The 20,735-nt window shown below is 63.5% G+C and carries 18 protein-coding genes and 1 pseudogene; 11 read left to right on the top strand and 8 right to left on the bottom strand.

Going from position 1 to position 20,735, the window contains the following annotated elements:
* Positions 1-13 precede the first annotated feature (13 nt).
* From AB7G19_RS27460 to AB7G19_RS27445, 4 genes and pseudogenes are all read right to left on the bottom strand, one after another.
* Positions 14-1,246: an acyl-CoA dehydrogenase family protein gene (locus AB7G19_RS27460; protein WP_439034505.1), complete on the bottom strand. Its 1,233-nt coding sequence runs from the start codon at positions 1,244-1,246 to the stop codon at positions 14-16.
* Positions 1,247-1,261: 15 nt separating this feature from the next.
* Positions 1,262-2,266 carry an NrtA/SsuA/CpmA family ABC transporter substrate-binding protein gene (locus AB7G19_RS27455; protein WP_208086070.1) on the bottom strand — a complete coding sequence of 335 codons (1,005 nt, stop codon included), beginning with the start codon at positions 2,264-2,266 and terminating at the stop codon, positions 1,262-1,264.
* 19 nt (positions 2,267-2,285) lie between these two features.
* Positions 2,286-3,013, bottom strand: a pseudogene (locus AB7G19_RS27450) (ABC transporter ATP-binding protein).
* The gene (locus AB7G19_RS27445; protein WP_208089367.1) at positions 3,010-3,807 is read right to left on the bottom strand and encodes an ABC transporter permease subunit; all 798 of its coding nucleotides are present in this window, start codon (positions 3,805-3,807) and stop codon (positions 3,010-3,012) included. Before AB7G19_RS27445 ends, AB7G19_RS27450 begins: the two are co-directional and overlap by 4 nt.
* Before the next feature lie 297 nt (positions 3,808-4,104).
* Between AB7G19_RS27445 and AB7G19_RS27440 the strand changes: the two genes are divergently transcribed.
* Positions 4,105-5,196, top strand: coding sequence for an LLM class flavin-dependent oxidoreductase (locus AB7G19_RS27440; protein ID WP_441268403.1), 1,092 nt, complete (start codon positions 4,105-4,107; stop codon positions 5,194-5,196).
* Between the two features lie 13 nt (positions 5,197-5,209).
* On the opposite strand, the gene AB7G19_RS27435 is transcribed toward AB7G19_RS27440, so the two are convergent.
* Positions 5,210-6,550 carry an LLM class flavin-dependent oxidoreductase gene (locus AB7G19_RS27435; protein ID WP_208086073.1) on the bottom strand — a complete coding sequence of 447 codons (1,341 nt, stop codon included), beginning with the start codon at positions 6,548-6,550 and terminating at the stop codon, positions 5,210-5,212.
* Between AB7G19_RS27435 and AB7G19_RS27430 the strand changes: the two genes are divergently transcribed.
* Genes AB7G19_RS27430 through nikE form a run of 5 tightly spaced genes read left to right on the top strand, consistent with a single transcriptional unit; the run spans position 6,509 to position 12,021 of the window.
* Entirely contained in the window at positions 6,509-6,886 is a 378-nt protein-coding gene (locus tag AB7G19_RS27430) for a hypothetical protein (protein WP_439035790.1), read from the top strand. The two genes, AB7G19_RS27435 and AB7G19_RS27430, sit on opposite strands and share 42 nt — an antisense overlap.
* Positions 6,873-8,483, top strand: a complete 1,611-nt coding sequence (locus tag AB7G19_RS27425) for an ABC transporter substrate-binding protein (RefSeq protein WP_439034507.1) — start codon at positions 6,873-6,875, stop codon at positions 8,481-8,483. Before AB7G19_RS27430 ends, AB7G19_RS27425 begins: the two co-directional genes overlap by 14 nt.
* 3 nt (positions 8,484-8,486) lie before the next feature.
* On the top strand, positions 8,487-9,404 hold the full coding sequence (locus AB7G19_RS27420) for an ABC transporter permease (RefSeq protein ID WP_439034508.1): 918 nt from the start codon (positions 8,487-8,489) through the stop codon (positions 9,402-9,404).
* Positions 9,401-10,315, top strand: a complete 915-nt coding sequence (locus tag AB7G19_RS27415) for an ABC transporter permease (protein WP_441268402.1) — start codon at positions 9,401-9,403, stop codon at positions 10,313-10,315. The genes AB7G19_RS27420 and AB7G19_RS27415 overlap by 4 nt, the downstream gene beginning before the upstream one ends.
* Positions 10,312-12,021, top strand: coding sequence for a nickel ABC transporter ATP-binding protein NikE (nikE, locus tag AB7G19_RS27410; protein WP_439034510.1), 1,710 nt, complete (start codon positions 10,312-10,314; stop codon positions 12,019-12,021). Before AB7G19_RS27415 ends, nikE begins: the two co-directional genes overlap by 4 nt.
* An 8-nt stretch (positions 12,022-12,029) precedes the next feature.
* On the opposite strand, the gene AB7G19_RS27405 is transcribed toward nikE, so the two are convergent.
* Positions 12,030-12,995, bottom strand: coding sequence for an aliphatic sulfonate ABC transporter substrate-binding protein (locus AB7G19_RS27405; protein WP_439034511.1), 966 nt, complete (start codon positions 12,993-12,995; stop codon positions 12,030-12,032).
* A gap of 210 nt (positions 12,996-13,205) precedes the next feature.
* Complete coding sequence (locus tag AB7G19_RS27400) at positions 13,206-14,828, bottom strand: MFS transporter (protein WP_441268401.1); 1,623 nt, start codon at positions 14,826-14,828, stop codon at positions 13,206-13,208.
* A 130-nt stretch (positions 14,829-14,958) separates the two neighbouring features.
* Here AB7G19_RS27400 and AB7G19_RS27395 point away from each other — a divergent pair, with 130 nt between their 5' ends.
* Entirely contained in the window at positions 14,959-15,813 is an 855-nt protein-coding gene (locus tag AB7G19_RS27395; RefSeq protein ID WP_441268400.1) for a LysR family transcriptional regulator, read from the top strand.
* A 12-nt stretch (positions 15,814-15,825) separates the two neighbouring features.
* Here the strand turns inward: AB7G19_RS27395 and AB7G19_RS27390 are convergent, their stop codons facing one another.
* The gene (locus AB7G19_RS27390; protein WP_441268399.1) at positions 15,826-17,232 is read right to left on the bottom strand and encodes an LLM class flavin-dependent oxidoreductase; all 1,407 of its coding nucleotides are present in this window, start codon (positions 17,230-17,232) and stop codon (positions 15,826-15,828) included.
* Positions 17,233-17,482: 250 nt separating this feature from the next.
* Between AB7G19_RS27390 and AB7G19_RS27385 the strand changes: the two genes are divergently transcribed.
* From AB7G19_RS27385 to AB7G19_RS27370, 4 genes are read left to right on the top strand one after another with little or no spacing between them, the layout of a single operon-like run.
* Positions 17,483-18,802 (top strand): O-acetylhomoserine aminocarboxypropyltransferase/cysteine synthase family protein, encoded by a 1,320-nt coding sequence (locus AB7G19_RS27385; RefSeq protein ID WP_439034514.1) that lies wholly within the window; start codon positions 17,483-17,485, stop codon positions 18,800-18,802.
* A 35-nt stretch (positions 18,803-18,837) separates the two neighbouring features.
* Positions 18,838-19,668, top strand: a complete 831-nt coding sequence (locus AB7G19_RS27380; protein WP_439034515.1) for a MetQ/NlpA family ABC transporter substrate-binding protein — start codon at positions 18,838-18,840, stop codon at positions 19,666-19,668.
* Entirely contained in the window at positions 19,665-19,910 is a 246-nt protein-coding gene (locus tag AB7G19_RS27375; protein ID WP_063984162.1) for a hypothetical protein, read from the top strand. The genes AB7G19_RS27380 and AB7G19_RS27375 overlap by 4 nt, the downstream gene beginning before the upstream one ends.
* Before the next feature lie 41 nt (positions 19,911-19,951).
* Complete coding sequence (locus AB7G19_RS27370) at positions 19,952-20,734, top strand: MetQ/NlpA family ABC transporter substrate-binding protein (protein ID WP_441268398.1); 783 nt, start codon at positions 19,952-19,954, stop codon at positions 20,732-20,734.
* Position 20,735: the final 1 nt, after the last annotated feature.

Below are 20,735 nucleotides of genomic sequence, written 5' to 3'. Positions count from 1 at the left end.
GGCCTGTTCGCTCTCAGAAAAAGCCCTTCGCGGGCAACGGCGTGCCGTTGATCTCGTGTTCGCCGATCGAACGCGCCTTGTAGGTGGTCGGATTGTGCGAAGAGAGCGTGCGCGCATTGCGCCAGTGACGGTCGAAGTTGGTGACCTTCTTGGTCGCCGATGCGCCGCCGACATCGAACAGCAGGCTGCCACCTCGGATGGCGAAATCATCGGCGATGATCTTGGCCTTTGCCGAGAGCAGCGCGGCGGTGTGCGCCGCCTCTGTAGCGTTCGCCGCGCCGGCGTCGAACGCATCGGTTGCAAGGTCGAGCGCCTCGGCGGCCGCGAGCACCACCGTCTCGGCCGCAAAAGCGCCGCTGGCGATCTGGCCGACCGTCTGTTGCAGGAGCGGATCGTCGGTCGGGATCTCGGTGGGCGCGTAGTAAAACGTACGCTTGCGCGAGCGGACCAGGGCTGTCGCATCGCGCAGCGTCGCGCGTGCAATGCCGGCAACGACCGCCGTCAGGAAGAGCTGTGCAAACGTGTTGGAATAGGGCACGCCATAACCGCCGTCCGGCGTATCGAACACCACTTCCTCGCGCCTGACCTTGACGTTACGGAAGTGCGTCGTGCCGGTTGCGGTAAGTCGCTGCCCGAGCCCGTCCCAGTCGTCGACCAGCTCGATTCCCTCGCGCTTGATCGGCACGATCGTGGCGCCCGTCGCTCCGGACGGATCGGCCGCGCGCACCAGCACATAATCCGAGTACAACGTGCCTGTGCTGTAGTATTTGGTGCCGTTCAGCAGATAATCGCCGTTCCCGTCGGGCGTGAACGTCGTCCCGGGCGTGACATTGCCGACGCGCGGGCTTTCAAGCTCGGTCGTCGCAAGTCCGATGATGGCGCCCTCGGCGACCGCCTTCTGCCATTGCCGGCTCTGCTCGTCCTTGGGGGAACGCACCAGGCGCTCGACCACGCTGAAATGGTTGCGCAGGATATGCGCGACATTGGCGTCGGCCTCGCCGAGGCGAATGACGAAGGCGAAGAGATCGCGGATCGTGCTGCCGGCGCCACCGGCGTCCAACGGCAGCCGCAACGCGCCAAGGCGAGCCCGGCGAATGAGATCGATGACCTCGAACGGCAGGATGCGGTCGCGCTCGCGGTCACTGGCGCCCTCGGCGATCTGGTTAAGGAGCGCCTCCAGCTCCGGCGAGCCGGTCTTGAGCGGTTCGGGTGTGCCGAGGGAGGGGGCGGACACGGTCTTGTTCATAGTGTTGGCCTGTTATTAGAGCTGGGCGAGATGGTCGGTCACCTTGACCGGCTCGGGTAGAACCTTGCGGGCCGCGAGCCAGTCGGCGGCCTTTTGCAGCTCGCTGATGAAGCGCTCGTCGTTGACCGCGAAGTAGCGGTATTTGCGGTTCATCGCGATGAACTGGTCGCGGACCTGATCGCTGTATTTCCCCGCCTTCTGGGCGATGTACTCGGCATCCCTGCTGTTCTCCGAAATCCACTTGCCTTCGGCGCGGAAGGCGTCGTTCACCGCGCGGACGAGGGCGGGATTGTCGGTCGCGAATTTGCGGGTGGTCAGATAGGACGTGTAGTCGATCTGGAATTCGAGATCGCGGCCTTCCAGAAAGATGTCGTGCGCCTTGTATTCGAGCCGGGCGATGTCGACGCCAGGGCTCCACATCGACCAGGCGTCGACCTTGCCGGAGGCGAGCGCCGGCGCCGCATCAGGAGGATTGAGATAGACGAACTTCACCGCGGAGCGGTCGACCTTGTGTTTCTCGAGCGCCGCGACCAGCAGGAACTCGCCGAGGCCTGAGCGATTGACCGCGACCGACTTGCCGACGAGGTCTTCGACCTTGTCGATGCCGGACCCGTCTTTGGCGATGATCGCCGTGGTGCGGGGCTCGTAGACCACGAACTGGGTGAACACCAGCGGCGAGCCGGCGATGATAGCGGCGAGCGCAGGCGTGGTGCTGCCGCCGAAGCTGAAATCTGCGCTGCCGCCGGTCACCGCCTGCAAGGTTGGCGCATGATTAGGGAAGGGGCCGAGCCATTCGACCTTGATGCCATCCTTGGCCAGCACCTTCTCGAACTCGCCGCGCTCCTTGGCGATCAGATTGAGGCCGCTCAGGCCCCAGGTCAGGCGGACCGTGTCGGTGGTACGGCCAGGCGCGGCCTGGGCGAATTCGCTGATATTCATGCCGGCGAGCGCGCCAATGCCAAAAGCTGCGGAGCCGAGGAAGCTGCGCCGGGATGGTTTGGCGATCGATGAGTCGGACATTTTTTGCCTTCCGGATGACCTAGCTGGGAGAATGGGAGACCACGCCAAGCTCGCTAAGGAGTTCGGCGCGCGAGATGGATGCCGAGCTTCCACGCCCGGCGCGATGCTCGAAGGCGATTGCGCCGTCGCGCATCACGAGGATGCGATCGGCCAGCGCGATGGCTTCGTCGACATCGTGGGTGACGAGCAGGACGCCGGGCTGATGATTGGCCACCAGCTCGCGGACCAGCTCGTGCATGCGGATACGGTGAGCGCATCGAGCGCGGCAAACGGCTCGTCGAGCAGCAGAAGCTCGGGCTGCTGCACCAGCGCGCGGGCGAGCGCGACGCGCTGGGCTTGTCCGCCGGACAGATTGCGCGGCCAGTCGTCGAGCCTGTCGCCGAGGCCGACCTCGGTGAGCGCTTCGGCGGCGCGTTCGCGAGGATCCGGAACCTGCAAGCCGAGCGCCACATTGCGCCAGAGATTGTCCCAGGGCAGCAGCCGATGCTCCTGAAACACCACGGCCGGCCGGCGGGGCGCCGCGATACGGCCACCCTGGATGGGATCCAACCCGGCCAGCGCCCGCAACAATGTTGTCTTGCCGCACCCGCTCTCGCCGAGCAGGGCGACGAATTCGCCGCGATCGATGCGCAGGTTCAGCTTCTCGATCACGACGCGGCTGCCGTAGCTGCGGACGAGGTTGCTGACAACGACGGCCGGTCCGGATTCGAACGGCGCGGAAGGCTGCGGAGCGACGTGCACGTTCACCTCGCTGCTCCGTAATTCGGATGCCAGGCGAGGAGGCGCTGTTCGAGAAAGCGCGCAATGGCGTCGGCCGCGACGCCGATCAGCGCGTAGATTGCGATCGTCAGGACGATCACATCGGTGCGCAGGAATTCGCGCGCATCCATCGCGAGAAAGCCGATCCCCGACTGCGCGCCGATGGTTTCAGCCACGACCAGCGCGAGCCAAGCCGTGGCAAGAGCATAACGAACGCCGGTCAGGATCGACGGCAGCGCGCCGGGAAGAATGATGCGGCGGATCAGTTGGAGCGAGCTCAGGCCCTGGACTCGTCCCAGCTCGAGCAGCTTGGGATCAACCTGGCGGATGCCGAGCACGGTATTGATGTAGATCGGGAACGTGACGCCGAGCGCGACAAGGAAGATTTTTTGCGTCTCGCCGACGCCCAGCCAGACGATGACCAGAGGGAGTGCGGCGAGAAAAGGGATGGCCCTGATCATCTGCACGCTGCGGTCGATCGCGGCTTCCGCGATCCGTGAGAAGCCGACAAGGATGCCGAGCGTGGCGCCGACCGCAGACCCGATCGCAAAGCCCGCCGCGGCACGCAGCAGGCTGACGCCGAGATCGTTCAACAGGGTCCCGGTGGTTACGAGCTTGTACGCCGTTCGGATCACCTTGCTTGGTGCAGGCAGCACCTGCGGCGAAAGCCATCCCGCCTGTGCAAGTGCTTCCCAAACGACAACGAGCAGCAGGGGTGCAACCCAGGACAGAAGCTGGAGGCCGCGAGCGCCAAGCTTGCTTGCCGCCGCAGGCGATTTCATGCTGCCTTGCGATGACGGCGCGTTGTCAGCGACGATTGTCGTGCGGTCGATTTGGCTCAGTTCGATATTGCTCAAGACGTGAAACCTTGTTCAGCGCAAAATGTCCCATGAAATCGCGCCGACAGAAATAGAGCGCTATTTCAATTGTCGTTCGCTCCGGAGTGATCTGCTGTCGCCACGGTGCCGCTGCGCGACAAAGAAAATCTTTTGAGGCGGATGTGCTTGATCTTGCGTCAGGCCTTGGCGAGAACAGGCGACGATCGAGAACTTGACGAGAGAAAGTCACAGGAGAGCACGATGGCGACTGCACCTCTTCGCTTCGGCATTTGGGCGCTGGTGCATGGGCCGCGCGCGGCGCATCAGGATCCCGAAGAGCCCTATGATGCGTCCTGGGAGCGCAATCGCGATCTCATCCTTGCAGCCGAAGAGCTCGGTTATGATTCAACGCTGATCGCGCAGCACACCATCAACCCGCATCAGGAAGACCTCGATCAGCTCGAGGCCTGGAGTGCCGCGGCAGCGATCGCGGCGCTGACCAAGCGCATCGAGATCATTGCTGCGATCAAGCCCTATCTCTATCACCCCGTGGTGCTGGCGAAGCTCGCACTCGGGATCGAGAACATCAGCGGTGGCCGGTTTGCGATCAATCTGGTCAATGCCTGGAACCGTCCCGAACTGGAGAAGGCCGGGATCGGCTTCCCGGACCATGACGCTCGCTATGCCTACGGCCGCGAGTGGATATCTGTCGTCTCGCGCCTCATGGAAGGCGAACGTCTCAATTATGCGGGCGAGCATTTCAACGTCACGGACTATGCCCTGCGCCCGACCAGCCTGTATCGCAAGCGTCCGGCCATCTATGTCGGCGGTGAGTCCGAGCCGGCGCGCGGCCTCGTTGCAGGCCATGGCGACGTCTGGTTTATCAATGGCCAGCCGCTGGAGGATGTGGCCGGGTTGATTGCCGATGTCGCAGTGCGCCCGCGCGATGCCGCGCCGCCGCTCCGTTTCGGCTTGTCGGCCTTCGTCGTCGCACGCGAAACCCGGGAGCTGGCGCAGGCCGCTTACGAGCGGTTGCTGAGCCTCGCCGCAAAGGATGCGCCGATGAAGGCGATCCAGAAGCACAACACCGACCCCAAGGTCGTGATGATGCAGACCATGCAGAAGACGCCGCGCGTTGGCAGCAATGGCGGTACCGCCGCGGGGCTGGTCGGGAGCTATGACGAGGTGGCGGAGCGCATCGAGGCGTTCCATGCGGCCGGCATCGAGCTCTTCATGCTGCAATTCCAGCCGTTCGAGGCCGAGATGCGGCGATTTGCACTCGACGTAATTCCGCGCGTGCGGGCCAGGCGATCGGCCAAGCCCGCCGACGGGCGGGCTCGATCTCTGGGATAGATAGTCGGGACAGCTAGGCTGATGCGACCTCCAGCGACCGCTTCGCATATCGGCTCACTGGTCGCTGCAGGCCAAGATGATCGCGCAGCGTCGAGCCGGCGTACTCGGTGCGGAACAGCCCGCGACTCTGTAGGATGGGCACGACGGTATCGACGAAGGTCTCCAGACCGGACGGCAGTACGTCTGGCATGAGGTTGAAACCGTCGGCGGCACCCGCCTTGAACCAAGCCTCGATGTCGTCGGCGATCTGCTCCGGCGTGCCGACGATGATGCGATGTCCGACGCCGCCTCCGAGCGCGCGGATCAGCTGTCGGACTGTGAGATTGCCACGCCGTGCGATATTCACGGTGCCTTGGAACATGGTGTGGTTGGCATTGACCGGAAGCGGCAGGGGATCCGGCAGGGGCTTGTCGAGCTCGAGGAGGGTAGGGTCGATCTGAAGCGTGCCGGCCAACCGCGCCAGGCTGTATTCGATCGGCACCAGTTCCCAGAGCTCGTCCTGTCGCCGCTTGGCTTCGGCCTCGGTGCTGCCGATGACGGTGGCGAGCCCGGGCAGAATCACGATGGAATCGCCGGAACGACGATAGGACGCGGCGCGTGCGCGCAGATCGCGCGCATACGCGACGCCTTCCTCGATGCTCTGCGCCAGCGTGAATACGGCTTCTGCATAGGCTGCCGCGAAATCGCGCCCGTCATTCGAGCCACCCGCCTGCACCGTGACCGGTCGCCCCTGTGGTGAGCGTGGGACGTTCAGCGGTCCTGCCACCGAGTAATGCGGGCCGCGGTGCGCGATCGGGTGCACTTTCGACGTATCAACAAATCGCGCGCTCGCCTTGTCGCCCACAAAGGCGTCGTCCTCCCAGCTGTCGAACAATGCGTGGACGACTTCCGTGAACTCCTTGGCGCGTTCGTAGCGTGCCTTGTGTTCCGTTACCGACGACAGACCGAAATTGCGGCCTGAAGCGGCATCTGCCGTGGTGACCGCGTTCCATCCCGAGCGGCCGCCGCTGGCGTGGTCGAGCGTCACGAAACGGCGTGCGATGTTGTAGGGCTCGTTGTAGGTCGTCGACACCGTTCCAATCAGACCGACGTGCCTGGTCGTTGCGGCAACTGTTGCCAGCACGATGGTCGGCTCCATCGACGTGAACGACCGGTAGTCGATGCGGTCGTTCACGGCTGGCGAGTCCGCCAGAAAGATTGCGTCAAACTTGCCGCGCTCGGCAATCTGAGCCACGCGCACATAATGACCGAGATCGAAGAAGGCGCGTGGATCGCTGTCGGGCAGTCGCCAGGCTGACGGATATACGCCGGAGTGAAGCAGGTTGACGTTCAGGTGCAATTGGCGTGGCGACATGGGGATTCCAAAGGTCAGCTGGTTGTCGGGTCACGATGCGCAACGATCGTGCAGCATCGAATTGTCGGATTGGCGTTCGATGTCGTCGATTTCATCCACCGTCGGCGTGAGGGCTCGAATAATTTTTCAAACTTCATGTGCAGCCGTCGTCGCGACCGTTTGCATGTTGCGTTTGCGCGCGACGACGAATTACATCGCGATGCAACAAGAGATAACGCCTCGTGCAGATCGGATGAAGCGCGAACGTACGTCATCCTTCAATTGATGATGTTCGATGCGCCGATTGCAGGGGCAACAGCAGAAACGATTGCGAGTGACGCGGATGAAGAAGAATAATTTGCTGGTGAGCGGCGTGGCGATTGCCTTGCTTGCGTCGAATGTAGCGTATGCCGAAGACAAGCCGGTTTCCGGAGGCGCGTTGCGGTGGGGCGTGACGACCGAGCCATCATGCTTCGATCCGCATTATTCGTCACAGCAGGCCGCGTTCTTCGTGGCCCGCAATTACATCGACTCGCTGATCGCGAAGAAGGCGGATGGCACGTTCGCACCCTGGCTTGCGACCGAGTGGTCGATTTCGACCGACGGCAAGGAATACACATACAAACTGAGGGAAGACGTCGTCTTCCACGACGGCGAGAAGTTCGACGCTGCAGCGGTCAAGGCCAACTACGATTTCGTCAAGAAGCCCGAGAACGCGGTCACCGCGGTCTCGCTGCTCCAGGCCTACGATCGTGCCGAAGTGGTCTCGCCCTATGTGGTCAAACTGGTGTTGTCGACGCCGGATTCGAGTTTCCTGGAGTCGACCTCGAATGCGAAGCTCGGCCTGATCTCGCCGAAATCGCTGGCGAAGGGTGATCTCTGCGGAGGTGGACGCGGGTTGGCCGGCACCGGACCGTTCGTGTTCGAGAGCTACACGCGCGGCCAGTCCGCGGTGTTCGCGCGCAACGCGGCCTATAATTGGGCGCCTGGCAATGCCGCGCATAACGGACCTGCTCATCTGGACCGCGTCACTCTCCGCTTCCTCCCCGAATATGCCGTTCGCACGGGCGCATTGACCTCGGGGCAGGTGGATCTGATCGAGGGCGTGCAGCCGACCGATGCGCCGCTGTTCGCGGAGCAGCCGGGCTTCAAGCTGCTGACCGGCCCGTCCGGCGCCAGCACGTCCTTCACCTTCAACATCAACTACACGCGCCCGCCGGCGGACGATGTTCGCGTGCGCCGCGCGCTGCGCGACGGTTTCGATCTGGAGCCGATCGTGAAGCAGGTCTATCTCGGCACCGTGCCGCGCGCCTGGTCGATCATCGGCCCGGCCAATCCCGCCTATAACAAGGCACTGGTCGGTTCCTGGGGCAACGACATTGCTGGCGCCAACAAGCTGCTCGACGAAGCCGGCTGGACTGGCCGCGATTCCGAAGGCTTCCGCACCAAGGACGGCAAGCGCCTCTCGATCGAGGTCGGCTATCCGCAGCCCTATGTGCGCGACAATCGCGACATCCTTATCCAGGGCGTCCAGGCGGCGTTGCGCAAGAATGTCGGCCTCGATCTCAACCTGCGCCTGATCACGGCGGGCGAATACGCCAAGAACAACGCCAACGGCACCTGGGTGATCTATCCCAATACGGACAATCCGTCCGATCCTGCCCGCGAGCTTTGGGACATGCTGGGATCGAAGGGCTTCCTCTATTCCAACATTCCCAATCCAGACCAGGAGATCACGAGCCAGATCGACGAGTCGTTGCGGACGACCGATCCCGTCCGCAAGCGGCAGCTCACCGACGCGATTCAGAAGCGGGGTGTGGACCAGGCCTTCATCGTGCCGTTGTTCGCGCCGAGCTGGTTCCTGGCGGCGAAGAGCAACGTCAACGGTCTGGGCTTCGAGGCCGGCCTCGACTCGCCGTCCAGCGCCTACGATTTCTGGATCGCGAAGAAGTAGGCCATGTGGTCTCGCATCGTCTCCAGGCTGTTCACCAGCCTGGTGGTGGCCTGGGCGAGCGTGACAGCAACGTTTCTCGCGTTGCATGCGCTGCCCGGCCGCATTCAGGACATCCTCGCCGGTGACGTCGAATATCCCGGTCTCCGTGAGGCGATCGCAGCCGAATGGGGCCTCGATCGCTCGTTGCCCGAGCAATACGTCGAGTTCTTGTCGCGCATCCTCCGCGGCGATTTCGGCACGTCCTATGTGCTGCGCCAGCCGGTGATCGAGGTCGTCGGATCGCAGCTTCTGCCGACCGTCGAGCTTGCGCTCACGGCCGGCGTGCTTGCGATCGTGATTGCCGGCTTCATCGCGCTGCTAACTGCGGGGCGAGGGCGGTTCTCGCGCGAGCTGACCTCGTTCGTCGAACTGGTGTTCGCCTCGACGCCCGTCTTCTGGCTCGGCATCCTCCTGCTGATGGCATTCTCGTTCAATCTGCGCTGGTTTCCAGTATCGGGCGCGGAGGGGTGGAATTCCCTCGTGCTGCCGGCGATCACCCTGGCATTGCCGACCGCCGGCCTGCTGACGCAGGTTCTGCGTGAAGCCATGGAGAAGACGCTCGACCAGCCCTTCGTGACGACCGTGCGGTCGCGCGGCGTCGGCGAACTCGTCATTCGCTGGCGTCACGTGTTGCGGCACGCTCTTTTGCCGGCGGTGACGCTAGGCGGTTGGCTGATCGGCGGCCTGCTCGGTGGTGCGGTCATCACCGAGAAGGTGTTCGGCCGGCCAGGCCTCGGCACGGTAACGTTGGGCGCGGTGCTGACCCACGACGTACCGGTCGTGCTCACCGTCGTGCTGCTCGCAGCCTTCATCCACGTTGCCGCGTCCACGCTGCTCGACATCCTCTATGTGCTGATCGACCCGAGATTGAGGGCCCAATGACCGCGCCGTCGCATCGCTCCTTCGACACGGCCGTACCGCTCGAGGCCCCGCAAGACCTCGTTGGCTTCGAGGCGTCACATTCTCTGGCTGCAATCGCTGTTCGGCGCCGTCTGCCGTTCGGGCTCGTCCTGTCCTTCGTCTTCGTCGCGTTCCTGATCGCGGCGTCGATCGCGCCTTCGCTGTTCACGCACTTCGATCCGCTCGTCGGCGATTTCAGCGAGGGCCTGAAGCCGCCGGGCTGGGCGCATCTGTTCGGGACCGATCGGCTCGGCCGCGACGTCTTCGCGCGGACCGTCTTCGGAACGCGCTACTCGCTCCTGATCGGGTTCGGCGGTGTTGCGGTCGGACTCGGAGCAGGCATTGTCCTCGGCATCATCGCGGGCCAGCGCAATCGCATTCTGGATGAGGCCGTGTCGCGCCTGTTCGATATGCTGTCGTCATTTCCCGGCGTGCTGCTCGCCATGCTGATCGTGGCCTTCCTCGGCCAAGGCATGCTCAACATCGCCATCGCGGTCGGCATCGCCGGCATCCCGAAATTTGGTCGCGTGGTGCGGGCGCAGACCCAGCTGATACGCGATGCCGATTACGTGACGCAGGCCGCGATCTACGGGTTGAGCCGCTGGCAAGTGTTCATCCGGCACGTCCTGCCCAACGTTCTTGTTGCCATCCCGATCATCGCGACCGTCTATATAGGCTCGACGATCCTGATCGTATCCGGCCTGAGCTTCCTCGGGCTCGGACCGCAGCCGCCGACGCCGGAATGGGGCGTGATGCTGGCGGAGAGCCGGGATGTGCTGCGCGTCGCCTGGTGGCCTGGAGTCTTCCCGGGCCTCGCCATCACCGCGACGGTGATCGCCTTCAGCGTGATCGGCAATCACCTACAACAGAGATTTGAAGGGCGGCTCGCATGAGCAGCGAAGGTTCGCAGATAGATCGGGCAGCGCCGATCGTCGAGGTGCAGGGACTGAGCATCGGCTTTGCCGGCGCCAATGGTGGCAAGCCGATCGTTGTTGATTTCGATCTGACGATCAGGCCCGGCGAATGCGTTGCCCTGGTCGGTGAATCCGGGTCGGGCAAGAGCATCACCGCGCGAAGCCTGCTCAATCTCGCCGGCGACGGTGCGAAGACCGCCGTGCACCGGTTCGAGATCAAGGGACGCGACGCTCGCAGCTTCGGCGAAGCCGACTGGCGCAAGCTGCGCGGGACCGTGACCGGGCTCGTCATGCAGGATGCCCTAGTCTCGCTCGATCCCTTGCGCACGATCGGCCAGGAGGTTGCCGAGGTCATTTCGAGCCATCGCATTCTGACCGATGCAGGCGCTATCCGGGACCGGACGCTGCAGACGCTCGGCAAGGTCGGCATTCCCAACCCCGCTGATCGTGCTCTGCAATATGCGCATCAATTGTCCGGTGGCCTGCGCCAGCGCGCGCTGATCGCGTCGGCGATCGCGGCTGACCCCGATCTCATTATCGCGGACGAGCCGACGACCTCGCTCGACGTCACCGTCCAGGCGCAGGTGCTCCAGGTCTTGGCGGAGCGAATCCGGGAGGGGGCGGGTCTCCTGCTCATCAGTCACGATCTCGCGGTGGTCGCCGGCATCGCCGACCGTGTCATCGTGATGCGCGACGGCAGGGTCGTCGACAGTGGGCCGACTCGCGATGTCCTTACCCATCCGCGCCATCCCTATACGCGGCAGTTGATCGCGGCGATTCCGTCGGGGCGGTCGCGCGGGTCCAGGCTCGCGTCGGCGAGGTTCGAGCCCGGTGCGAGCGATGCGACGGCGGTCTCCATCGTGCGGGAGCCCTTGCCGCAGCGACAGGCGGCAGGCGAGGTCGTGCTCGAAGTCAAGGAGATCTCGAAGAGTTTCATTGCGCCGAAAGCCGCCGGACGGGCGAAGTCGGTGGTCCTGCAGGACATCAGCTTCGATGTCAGGGCCGCCGAGGTCGTCGGTATCGTCGGCGAATCCGGCTCGGGAAAATCCACCTGTGCCAAGGTCGTGCTCGGGCTGCTCGACCCGGATGACGGTGAGGTAACATTGCTCGGAGAGCCCTGGTCCTCGGTCGCGGAAGCGGGGCGCCGCCGGCTTCGTCGCAAGCTGCAATACATCCCGCAGGACGCACTTAGCAGCTTCGATCCGCGCTATCGCGTCAGGAACATCATTGCGGAAAATCTTCCGAGCGCCGATAGCCGCATCGCGCGCCTGGACCGGATCGTGTCGCTGCTCGAACTGGTCGGCCTGAGTGCCGATCATCTCGACCGCGTGCCGCGATCATTGTCCGGCGGCCAGCGTCAGCGGGTGTCGATCGCGCGGGCGCTAGCGGCTGAACCCGCCATCATCGTCTGCGACGAGCCGGTCTCGGCGCTCGACATCTGCATCCAGGCCCAGGTGCTCGATCTCCTGGCCGAGCTCCAATCGCGGCTCGGAACGGCGCTGCTGTTCATCTCGCACGATCTCGGCGTCATCGAGCATCTGTGCGACCGCGTGCTGGTCTTCCAGAACGGCCGCATCGTCGAGCAGGGTGGCGCCGAGGCCGTGCTCAGGCAACCGCAGCACGCCTACACAAGGAGCCTGCTGGCATCCGTGCCGGACATCCAGCGTGGCTTGAGCGCGGCCTAAGCTGGAAGTCAGGACCCCTTCGGCGCCCAGATCTTGATCGCCGTGGTATCGATCTTCACGGGGATCAGGCCCTCGGCGTGGAACGCGTCCGCAATGCGCTGCTGCTCGGACAGGCCCGGGCCGGTCACCGCGCCAACCTGATAGGAGCGGTGGCTGTTGGCCTCTTCGACGGTCGCGGCGTCGATACCCCAGAGCCCGGCGAGCAATGTGGCCGCGTCCTTCGGCTGGGCCTTGACCCATTTTCCCGTCTGGGAGAGTTTTGCGAAGATCACGTTGAGCACCTCGGCGTGCTTGTCCGCATACGCGGCCGAAGCGAGATAGTAGCGCTTGTAGCTCGCGAGACCGTTGCTGCCGTCCGTCAGGATGCGGCCCTTTGTCTGGTGCAAGGCGCTGGTCAGGAACGGATCCCAGGCCACCCAGGCATCGACGTTGTTGCTAACGAACGCAGCGCGGCCGTCGGCGGGTGTCAGATAAGCGGGCGTGATGTCCTTGAAGTTGAGTCCGGATTTCGCCAGCGCCGCAAGCAGCAGATAGTGGCTGCCGGCGCCCTTGGTGACGGCGATCTTCTTGCCCTTGAGCTCAGCAATGGTCTTGATAGTTGAAGACTGTGGAACGACGATCGCTTGCGCTGCCGGCGAGGCGGCTTCTTCCGCGATATAGGCGAGCTTGGCGCCAGCGGCCTGCGCGAAGATCGGCACGGTGTCGGCGACGTCCGCGCCGAAATCGATGCTGCCGATGTTGATGGCTTCCAGCAGCGGCAGGCCGCTGCTGAACTCGTGCCACGTGATGGTGACGCCGAGCGGCGCGAGCGCCTTCTCCAGCTCCCCGTTCGTCTTCAGGATCGCCGTTAGTGTCGAGGATTTTTGATAGCCGATGCGGATCTCCTCGGACCTCGCGGGCTGAACGGACGCCACGGCCAAGAAGCCGAGCGCAACCGCGGCAAGGGCTCGCAGGCGGAACGTGAGATGATGCATTTCGGGTATCCTGTTCAACGAAACTGCCTTGCCGTCTCGACGTCTGTTTGGGGAGATTGGACGGCTCACTTTGACGGCAAACGGGTCCGCGTGGCAATTTCGCAGTCGGGCGCAGAAGGGAACGAACATTCTCTCGTGCGTTCGGAATTGAGAATGGAGTTATCGGCGCGGAAAGGATGTTGTCGTAGCGCCCTGCCTGGACGCATCCGATCAGGGCGATGAGCGGGGAACACAGCTTGGCTCATCGCTGTTCTGCGCGGAGCGCTTCCGTGCGGCGTAGCTCTCGCCGGAAATCGCGAAGCTTACCAGCGCCATGATCCAGACGGACAGTCCGCCATAGAGCATCATCAGCCTGAAGCCGTGGATCAGCGCATCTTGCACGGCAGTTTCCGCCGCCGGCAGGAGGCTCAGCTCGGAGAAGTCGGACATGCCTGCGGTGCCGCCGGCGATCCGCTCCGCAAGGTGTTGCAGACGGCCGGCATCGAGCGCACCGGGAAGCGCGCTGCTCAGCCGGGAGGAAATGCCGGCGATCAGGATGAAGCCCATCAAGGCGATGTTGATGGCGAGCGCGATCATGCGGGCGCTCATGTCGATGCCCGATGCCATGCCGGCCCGCGTGCTCGACACCGCACCCGTCGTGACGTTGGTCACCGGCGTGTTGGTGAGGGCGAGGCCGGCGCCAGCAACCAGACATCCGGGCGCCAGCGTCAGCCACGTGACATGCGCGAGGCTGCTGCCAACCCACATCAACATGAAACCAAGGCCGATGACGAACAGGCCGAACGGGATGGCAATGCCGCCGCCGAACCTCAGCAATATCCGTTCGCCGAGCGGCGGAATCACAAGCGTCGGAAGCGTGTAAGTGAGAAGCGCAAGGCCAGCTGCGACGTTGTCGTAACCAAGGGCGCTGCGATAGAAGATCGGTAGGTAGATCATGAAGGGCCAGAAGCTGAAATTCATGCCGGCCGATCCGAGCAGCGCGCCCGAAAAGGCGCGTATCCGGAACACGGAGAAGTCGAACATCGGGCGGGCGCTATGCAACTCCGCCAACACGAAGGCGATGAAGCTCAGAACGGCCGTCGCGGCGACCGTAAGGCCGGTTGGGCCAGTAAAGCCGAAGTCGGGGCCTTCCGTGATATAGAAGGCGACGCAGAACACCGACGTCGAGAGCGTCGCAATGCCTGCGATGTCGAGGTGCTTTGCCTCGGGATCGCGCGACTCCCGCACGCCGGTCACGGCGAGCGCGATCGTGACGATTGCGATGAATGCGTGGATCAGGAACACCCATTGCCAGCCGGAGACCGCGACGATCGTCGCGCCGATGATCGGTCCGAAACCAAGACCGATGCCGAAGATGATCCCCCAGGCGGCGAAGGCGCGTGCGCGCTCGGGGCCTTCCTGGAATTGATGGGAGAGAACCGCGACCTGACAGATCAGCATCGCACCACCGCTCATGCCCTGGAAGAAGCGGCTGACGATGAGGAGGAGCGCGTCTTCCGCCAGGCCGCAGATCAGGGAGGCGAGGCCGAACACGGCGATGCTGACCACGAATACAAGCTTTCTGCCATAGCGATCTGCCAGCGTGCCGGTTGCCATCAGCACCGTCGTGACCGCGATGGTGTAGGCATTCATGATCCATTGCAGCTGCTGGAAGCTGGCGTGCAGCACCGTCTCGAGCGTCGGCAGGATCGTCGGTACGCTGGATATCTCCAGGCCGAACATGAGGGACGCGAGGCACGCTGCGGCCAGGGCGATCGTGTTTCGTCGTGATGATAAGACCGTCAAGGCCGTGACCTCCAAACATGGTGTCGATTGCCAGCACGCATGCGCCATCGCTCGCTCCGGGAGGGATGGGTGTCCCGTGCGCTTAGGCCCGCGTCAGGCTGAGCGAACATAGGGGGCCCTTGACCACAACAAAATCCGATCGATATAGATTTCAGAGACAACAAAGCTGGATGATGGAATGCTCTCGCTCGATGTCGATGCCGTCAGAGCCTTTGTGATGGTGGCCGACCTTCACAGCTTCACGCGCGCCGCCAAGGCTTTGGGGACGACGCAAGGCGCGATCAGCGTCAAGCTGAAGCGGCTCGAGGATCGCATCGGGCATCGGTTGCTCGAGCGGGCGCCGCGATCGGTCCGGTTGTCTGCGCAAGGGACGGCCTTTCTGCAGGGCGCGCGGGAGCTGATCGTTGCTCACGAACGCGCGATCGCGGGGCTCAATACGTCTCCGCGTCACTTCGGACTTGGTATCGCTGCGCATGTCGCCGGGCCGGAAGTCCCAGCCCTGCTGTCACGTCTCCACGCGCACGATCCGAATTTGACCATCGAGGTCCAGCTCGACAATTCGCGCAACCTCCTCGACCTGTTCGACCAGGGACGGCTCGATGCTGCCATCGTCCAGCGCGAGGACGATCGTCGGGATGGCGAGACGCTGGCGCGTGAGCGCTTCGGCTGGTTTGCGGCGCAGGGGTTCGAGCACAGGCCGGGAGAGCCCTTACGTCTCGCTGCGCTGGCTCCGACCTGCGGCGTGCGCAACGTAGCCACGCAGGCGCTGGATGCGGTCGGCATCAAATGGATCGAGGTGTTCCTGGGAGGCGGCTCTTCGGCGGTTCACGCCGCCGTCGTGGCGGGGCTCGCCATCGCGCCGCTGTCGTATCGGATCGCGCCGAGTGGCACGATCGACATCGGCGAGAAGCTTGGGCTTCCCAAGCTGCCGCCGTCCGAGGTCGTGCTTCATTCGTCCTTGACCGATCGGCGGTCACGGGCCGCCTTGGGGGCGCTGGCAGCCGCGTTCCGCGAGCATCGCACGCAGGCGTGAGCTCCGTCCTTGCTATTCGGCGGCGTCGGATTGGAGCGCAGTCGTCGAAGGCGCGCGCCGGAAGCTCGCGCCGGGATGTGTCGTGTGCAACCGCGGCCCGCGTCCCGGGAACAGTTTTTCGCGTAGCGTGCCGTCGCGATAGGCGGTCTTGTAGACGCCGCGCGATTGCAGCTCCGGCACCACGAGGTCGACGAAGGCGTTCAGCGACTCCGGCGCGACCAGGCGGAACAGGTTGAACCCGTCGACGTCGGTCTCGTCAGCCCAAGCGATCAGCTCGTCGGCGACGTCCTGCGGCGAGCCGACCACGAAGGGCGAGCGGGCGCCGGCGCGGCTCAATCTGGCGAGGTCGCCGACATTGACCGGCCGGTCGCTCCGGACCGTGAAATTCTCGACCATAGACTGGATGGCGTTGCTCTCGACATATTCGATCGGCTGGTCGGGCCGGTAGGTCGAGAAGTCGATGCCGGTCCAGCCCGACAACAAGGCGAGCTGGCCGGTTTGATCGACATGCCGTGCGTAGTCCTCGAGCAGATCATTCGCCTCGGACCGCGTCGGCGCCACGATCACGGTCGCGCCGGCAAACAGGCGGATGTCGTAGGGATCGCGGCCATAGGTCTTGGCCGCTTCTCGAATCTCGCGGACAGCGCGTGCGAGGATTGGCTTGGTCTGACCGTTGAGAAAGATCGCTTCCGAGTGCCGGGCGGCGAAGGCGCGGCCGCGCTTCGAGGTGCCGGCCTGATACAGCAACGGCGTTCGCTGTGGCGAGGGCTCGGCGAGATGGATGCCGTCAACCTTGAAGTAGGGACCATCATGCAGAACCCGGTGAAGCTTGGCGGGATCCGTGAAGACGCGGCTGCCGCGGTCGCGGCGAACCGCATCGTCCTCCCAGCTTCCCTCCCATAGCTTGTAAGCCGCGGTCAAAAAGTCCTCGGCCGCGTCATAGCGCTCGTCATGGGCGCGACCAGCCGGAAGGCCCATCCCACGCGCGCCGCTGTCGAGATAGCCCGTGACGATGTTCCAACCGATCCTGCCCTTGGTGAGATGGTCGAGCGTCGAAAAGGTACGTGCGAGTTGATAGGGATGCTCGAAGGTCAGGTTCGATGTGATGCCGAAGCCGAGATGGCTGGTGACGAGCGCCATGGCGGATACGAGCAGCGTCGGATCCGCGTTCGGAAGCTGCACCGCATGCAGGGCGGCGGTATCGGCCGTGCCGCCATAGACGTCGTAAACGCCGAACACGTCTGCCAGGAAGATGCCATCGAGCAGTCCGCGTTCCGCGGTCCTGGCGTAGTCGACCCAATAATCGAGTGTGTTGTAGTCGATGGACGCATCGCGCGGATGAGACCACAGGCCCGCCCAATTGTGGCTGGGCGCAGTCATGTTGAAAGCGTTAAAGCGCAGCTCGCGCGGTCTCGTCATGGTCGGGCCCAATCGTCAATCGCAAAGAACATCTCTTCGCGTGAGCATTTTTAGCATTCTGCGCGAGCGAGTTTGTTTCCAATTCAGCAAAGGACCGGGAACAAACGCGTTGCGAAGCTGCAATGACGCAGCACGCGCATCGCTATTTTTCAGACACGCTCGACAGCAGCAGAATCCGACCGCATCATTTTCGTCGACAAGCACGGCTTGCCGCGCATGGCGCGCTCTCGAGATCGAAAGGGAATTGCAGATGACCTTGGAGACCCGGAACTTCGAGACGCTGGCGTTGCATGGCGGATCCTACCGCTCCGACCCCGCCACCGGCGCGGTCGCGGTTCCGATCTATCAGACCACGTCGTTCCAGTTCGAGAACGCCGATCACGCCTCGCGCCTGTTCGCGCTCGAGCAGCTCGGACCGATCTACACCCGTATCGGCAATCCAACCCAGCAGGCCTTTGAGGATCGGCTTGCTGCACTCGAGGGCGGGGCGGCCGCCCTCGCAGTTGCCTCTGGACAGACGGCTTCCGCCTTCGCGATCTTCAACATTGCCCAGGCCGGCGACAATATCGTGTCCTCGACCGATCTCTACGGCGGCACCTGGACGCTGCTATCGCAGACCCTGAAGCAGTTCGGCATCGAAGTGCGCTTTGTCGATCCCGCCGATCCCGAAAACTTCCGTCGCGCGACCGACGCCAAGACGCGCGCTTATTTCGGCGAGACGCTTCCGAATCCCAAGCTGCACGTATTCCCGATCAAGGAGGTCGCGGACATTGGCCGCTCGCTTGGCGTGCCGCTGATCCTCGACAACACGGCGTCGCCGCTGATCGCACGCCCGTTTGAGCATGGCGCTGCGGTAGTGGTCTATTCGACCACGAAGTATATCGGAGGCCACGGCACCGCGATCGGCGGCGCCATCGTCGACGGAGGCAACTTCGACTGGGCCGCGCATGCCGATCGCTTTCCGCTTCTGAACAAGCCCGACGAGGCCTACCACGGCGCGATCTGGACTGAGGCCGCGAAGCCGCTTGGCCCGATCGCCTACATCTTGCGAGCCCGCGTCAAGCTGCTGCGCGACCTCGGCGCATCGATCGCGCCGCAAAATGCCTTCCAGTTCATCCAGGGCCTCGAAACCCTGCCGCTGCGCATCCGCCAGCACAACGAGAATGCGGTGAAGGTCGCGACCTTCCTCGCCAAGCACGCCTCGGTCTCGAACGTGATCTTCCCCGGTCTGCAAAACGGAGAGAACCGGCGCAGGGCGGACGCTTATCTGAAGGGCGGCTATGGCGGGCTGGTCGGCTTCGAGCTGAAAGGAGGCGTCGAGGCCGGCCGTCGCTTCATCGACGCACTCAAGCTGTTCTATCACGTCGCCAATATCGGCGATGCCAGGTCGTTAGCCATTCATCCTGCATCGACGACGCATCAGCAACTGACCGCAGCCGAGCAGCTCGCCGCCGGGGTCACGCCCGGCTACGTACGCCTGTCGGTGGGAATCGAGCATCCCGACGACATCTTGGCGGATCTCGGTCAGGCGCTCGCACATGCCGACGTTGGGGCGCGCAAGGCTGCGTGAAGCACATCATCTGAATCGTAATGGGACTTGAGATCATGAAAATTCTTCGTCGCACCGCCCAGGCCGCAGGTCTCTGGCTTGCTCTCACGGCGGCCGCCTTCGCCGGCGAGCCGCTGAGGATCGCGACCAGCGCCGGCCCGGTTGGGCAATTGGCGTCCTTTGCCGCCAAGCTCGCCAAGGAGAAAGGGCAGGACGTCAAGATCGTCGAGCTGTCGGACTGGGTGGCATTGAACGAGGTCGTGAACAGCGGCGATGTCGACGCCAATCTGTTTCAGCATGCAACCTATCTCGCGCTTCAGAATAGGCAGCGCGGCTTCAACCTTGTGCAGGTCGACAAGGTCGGCGTCATTGCGCCGGTCGGTCTGTTCTCGAAGAAGATCAAGAAGCTCGACGACATCAAGTCCGGCGACAGCGTCGCCATTCCGAACGAGCCACTCAACGGCGCACGCGGGCTGATCCTGCTCGAGCGGGCCGGGCTGATCAAGCTGGCGCCCGGTAAGGGCTTCTCGGTCAGCAAGTTCGACATCATCGAGAATCCAAAGAACCTCAAGATCGTCGAGCTCGACCCTGCCCAAACCTATCGGTCGCTCGACGACGTAACGTTGGCGCTCGTCAACATCACCTACCTCATTCCGGCCGGCGGGGATCCCAAATCTGCGCTCATCATCGACCGCACCGTTGATGACGGGCTCGTGCTGCGCTTCACGGCCCGGCCCGACAAGAAGGACGATCCGCGCCTGAAGGCATTTATCCAGGTGTTCAACTCGCCGGAAGTGAAGCAGTTCATCGAGGAGAAGATCCCGGCCTTCATCCCGGCGGGGTTCAGCAGCAAGGAGAGCGCCGTCCGTTGGGAAACTGCACCATGATCTATGTCGTCGACGTCAATCAGATGAGCTTTGCCTTCGTGGCGGGAAGTGAGAGGCACGCATCGGAGATTGCAGGCTCGCCGGGGTTTGTGCAGGCTATGGATCGTTTCTTCCTTCAAGGCTCCAAGGGTTCGAACCATCGTCCGCGTGCTGCGACGGTTCAGGAACTTGCTCTCTTCAACGACATGTCGTCTGAGTTCGCGGATGCCACGGCGGACGTCCTGGTTGCCCGCGTCGGCTAGACGTCGGAACAGATTATCGCTCGATAAGGAGATCGTAGACCATGAGACGTCGCTTGTTGCTCGTGATGGCCGCCTTTGCACTATTCACCGCGCCGGCCTCCGCGGATCAGAAGATCAAGGTCGGGATATCGGGCGGCGATGCCGAAATCATCTGGGCGAAGGTGAAGGAGATCGCGGCCAAGGACGGCTTCGATGTGCAGGTCGTCGTCTTCAACGATTATCTGTTGCCCAATGCCGCGCTGGATGTCGGCGATCTCGATGCGAATGCCTTCCAGCACAAGCCGTTCCTGGACAACCAGATCAAGACCAGGGGATACAAGATCGTCGCCGTCGGCGAGACGATCGTCGCACCGATCGGGCTCTATTCCCGCAAGGCGAAGTCGGTTGCCGAGATCAAGGAGGGGGCGTCGATCGGCATCCCCAACGATCCGTCGAACGGTGGCCGGGCCCTGCGGCTGCTTCAGGCCGAAAAGCTGATCGAGCTCAAGGACGGCGTGGGGATCCTGCCGACCGCGCTCGATGTGACCGCAAATCCAAAGAAGCTCAGGATCCGTGAAATCGACGCCGCCCAACTGCCGCGCAGCCTGGACGACGTCGATGCTGCGGTCATCAACACCAATTACGCCGTCCCCGCCGGCCTCATTCCCGGCAGGGATTCCATCGCAATCGAATCCTCGGTCAACAATCCCTACAACAACTTCATCGCCGTTCGCGAGAAGGACAAGGATGCTCCCTGGGTCGCGAAGCTGGTGCGCGCCTATCAGAACGATACGGTCCGCCAGACCATCAAGGACAAACTGCCGGGTCAGATACCCGCGTTCTGAA

The organism is Bradyrhizobium sp. 215_C5_N1_1, assembly GCF_052075935.1.
Lineage (GTDB): Bacteria > Pseudomonadota > Alphaproteobacteria > Rhizobiales > Xanthobacteraceae > Bradyrhizobium > Bradyrhizobium barranii.
The sequence above is the reverse complement of the archived record's forward strand: the minus strand, read 5'-3'. Positions and strand labels throughout refer to the sequence as shown.

Coding starts and splice junctions, on each gene's coding strand:
- AB7G19_RS27460 (WP_439034505.1), bottom strand. CDS start 1,246: ATGAACAAGACCGTGTCCGCCCCCTCCCTCGGCACACCCGAACCGCTC.
- AB7G19_RS27455 (WP_208086070.1), bottom strand. CDS start 2,266: ATGTCCGACTCATCGATCGCCAAACCATCCCGGCGCAGCTTCCTCGGC.
- AB7G19_RS27445 (WP_208089367.1), bottom strand. CDS start 3,807: ATGAAATCGCCTGCGGCGGCAAGCAAGCTTGGCGCTCGCGGCCTCCAG.
- AB7G19_RS27440 (WP_441268403.1), top strand. CDS start 4,105: ATGGCGACTGCACCTCTTCGCTTCGGCATTTGGGCGCTGGTGCATGGG.
- AB7G19_RS27435 (WP_208086073.1), bottom strand. CDS start 6,550: ATGTCGCCACGCCAATTGCACCTGAACGTCAACCTGCTTCACTCCGGC.
- AB7G19_RS27425 (WP_439034507.1), top strand. CDS start 6,873: ATGAAGAAGAATAATTTGCTGGTGAGCGGCGTGGCGATTGCCTTGCTT.
- AB7G19_RS27420 (WP_439034508.1), top strand. CDS start 8,487: ATGTGGTCTCGCATCGTCTCCAGGCTGTTCACCAGCCTGGTGGTGGCC.
- AB7G19_RS27415 (WP_441268402.1), top strand. CDS start 9,401: ATGACCGCGCCGTCGCATCGCTCCTTCGACACGGCCGTACCGCTCGAG.
- nikE (WP_439034510.1), top strand. CDS start 10,312: ATGAGCAGCGAAGGTTCGCAGATAGATCGGGCAGCGCCGATCGTCGAG.
- AB7G19_RS27405 (WP_439034511.1), bottom strand. CDS start 12,995: ATGCATCATCTCACGTTCCGCCTGCGAGCCCTTGCCGCGGTTGCGCTC.
- AB7G19_RS27400 (WP_441268401.1), bottom strand. CDS start 14,828: ATGGCGCATGCGTGCTGGCAATCGACACCATGTTTGGAGGTCACGGCC.
- AB7G19_RS27395 (WP_441268400.1), top strand. CDS start 14,959: ATGCTCTCGCTCGATGTCGATGCCGTCAGAGCCTTTGTGATGGTGGCC.
- AB7G19_RS27390 (WP_441268399.1), bottom strand. CDS start 17,232: ATGACGAGACCGCGCGAGCTGCGCTTTAACGCTTTCAACATGACTGCG.
- AB7G19_RS27385 (WP_439034514.1), top strand. CDS start 17,483: ATGACCTTGGAGACCCGGAACTTCGAGACGCTGGCGTTGCATGGCGGA.
- AB7G19_RS27380 (WP_439034515.1), top strand. CDS start 18,838: ATGAAAATTCTTCGTCGCACCGCCCAGGCCGCAGGTCTCTGGCTTGCT.
- AB7G19_RS27375 (WP_063984162.1), top strand. CDS start 19,665: ATGATCTATGTCGTCGACGTCAATCAGATGAGCTTTGCCTTCGTGGCG.
- AB7G19_RS27370 (WP_441268398.1), top strand. CDS start 19,952: ATGAGACGTCGCTTGTTGCTCGTGATGGCCGCCTTTGCACTATTCACC.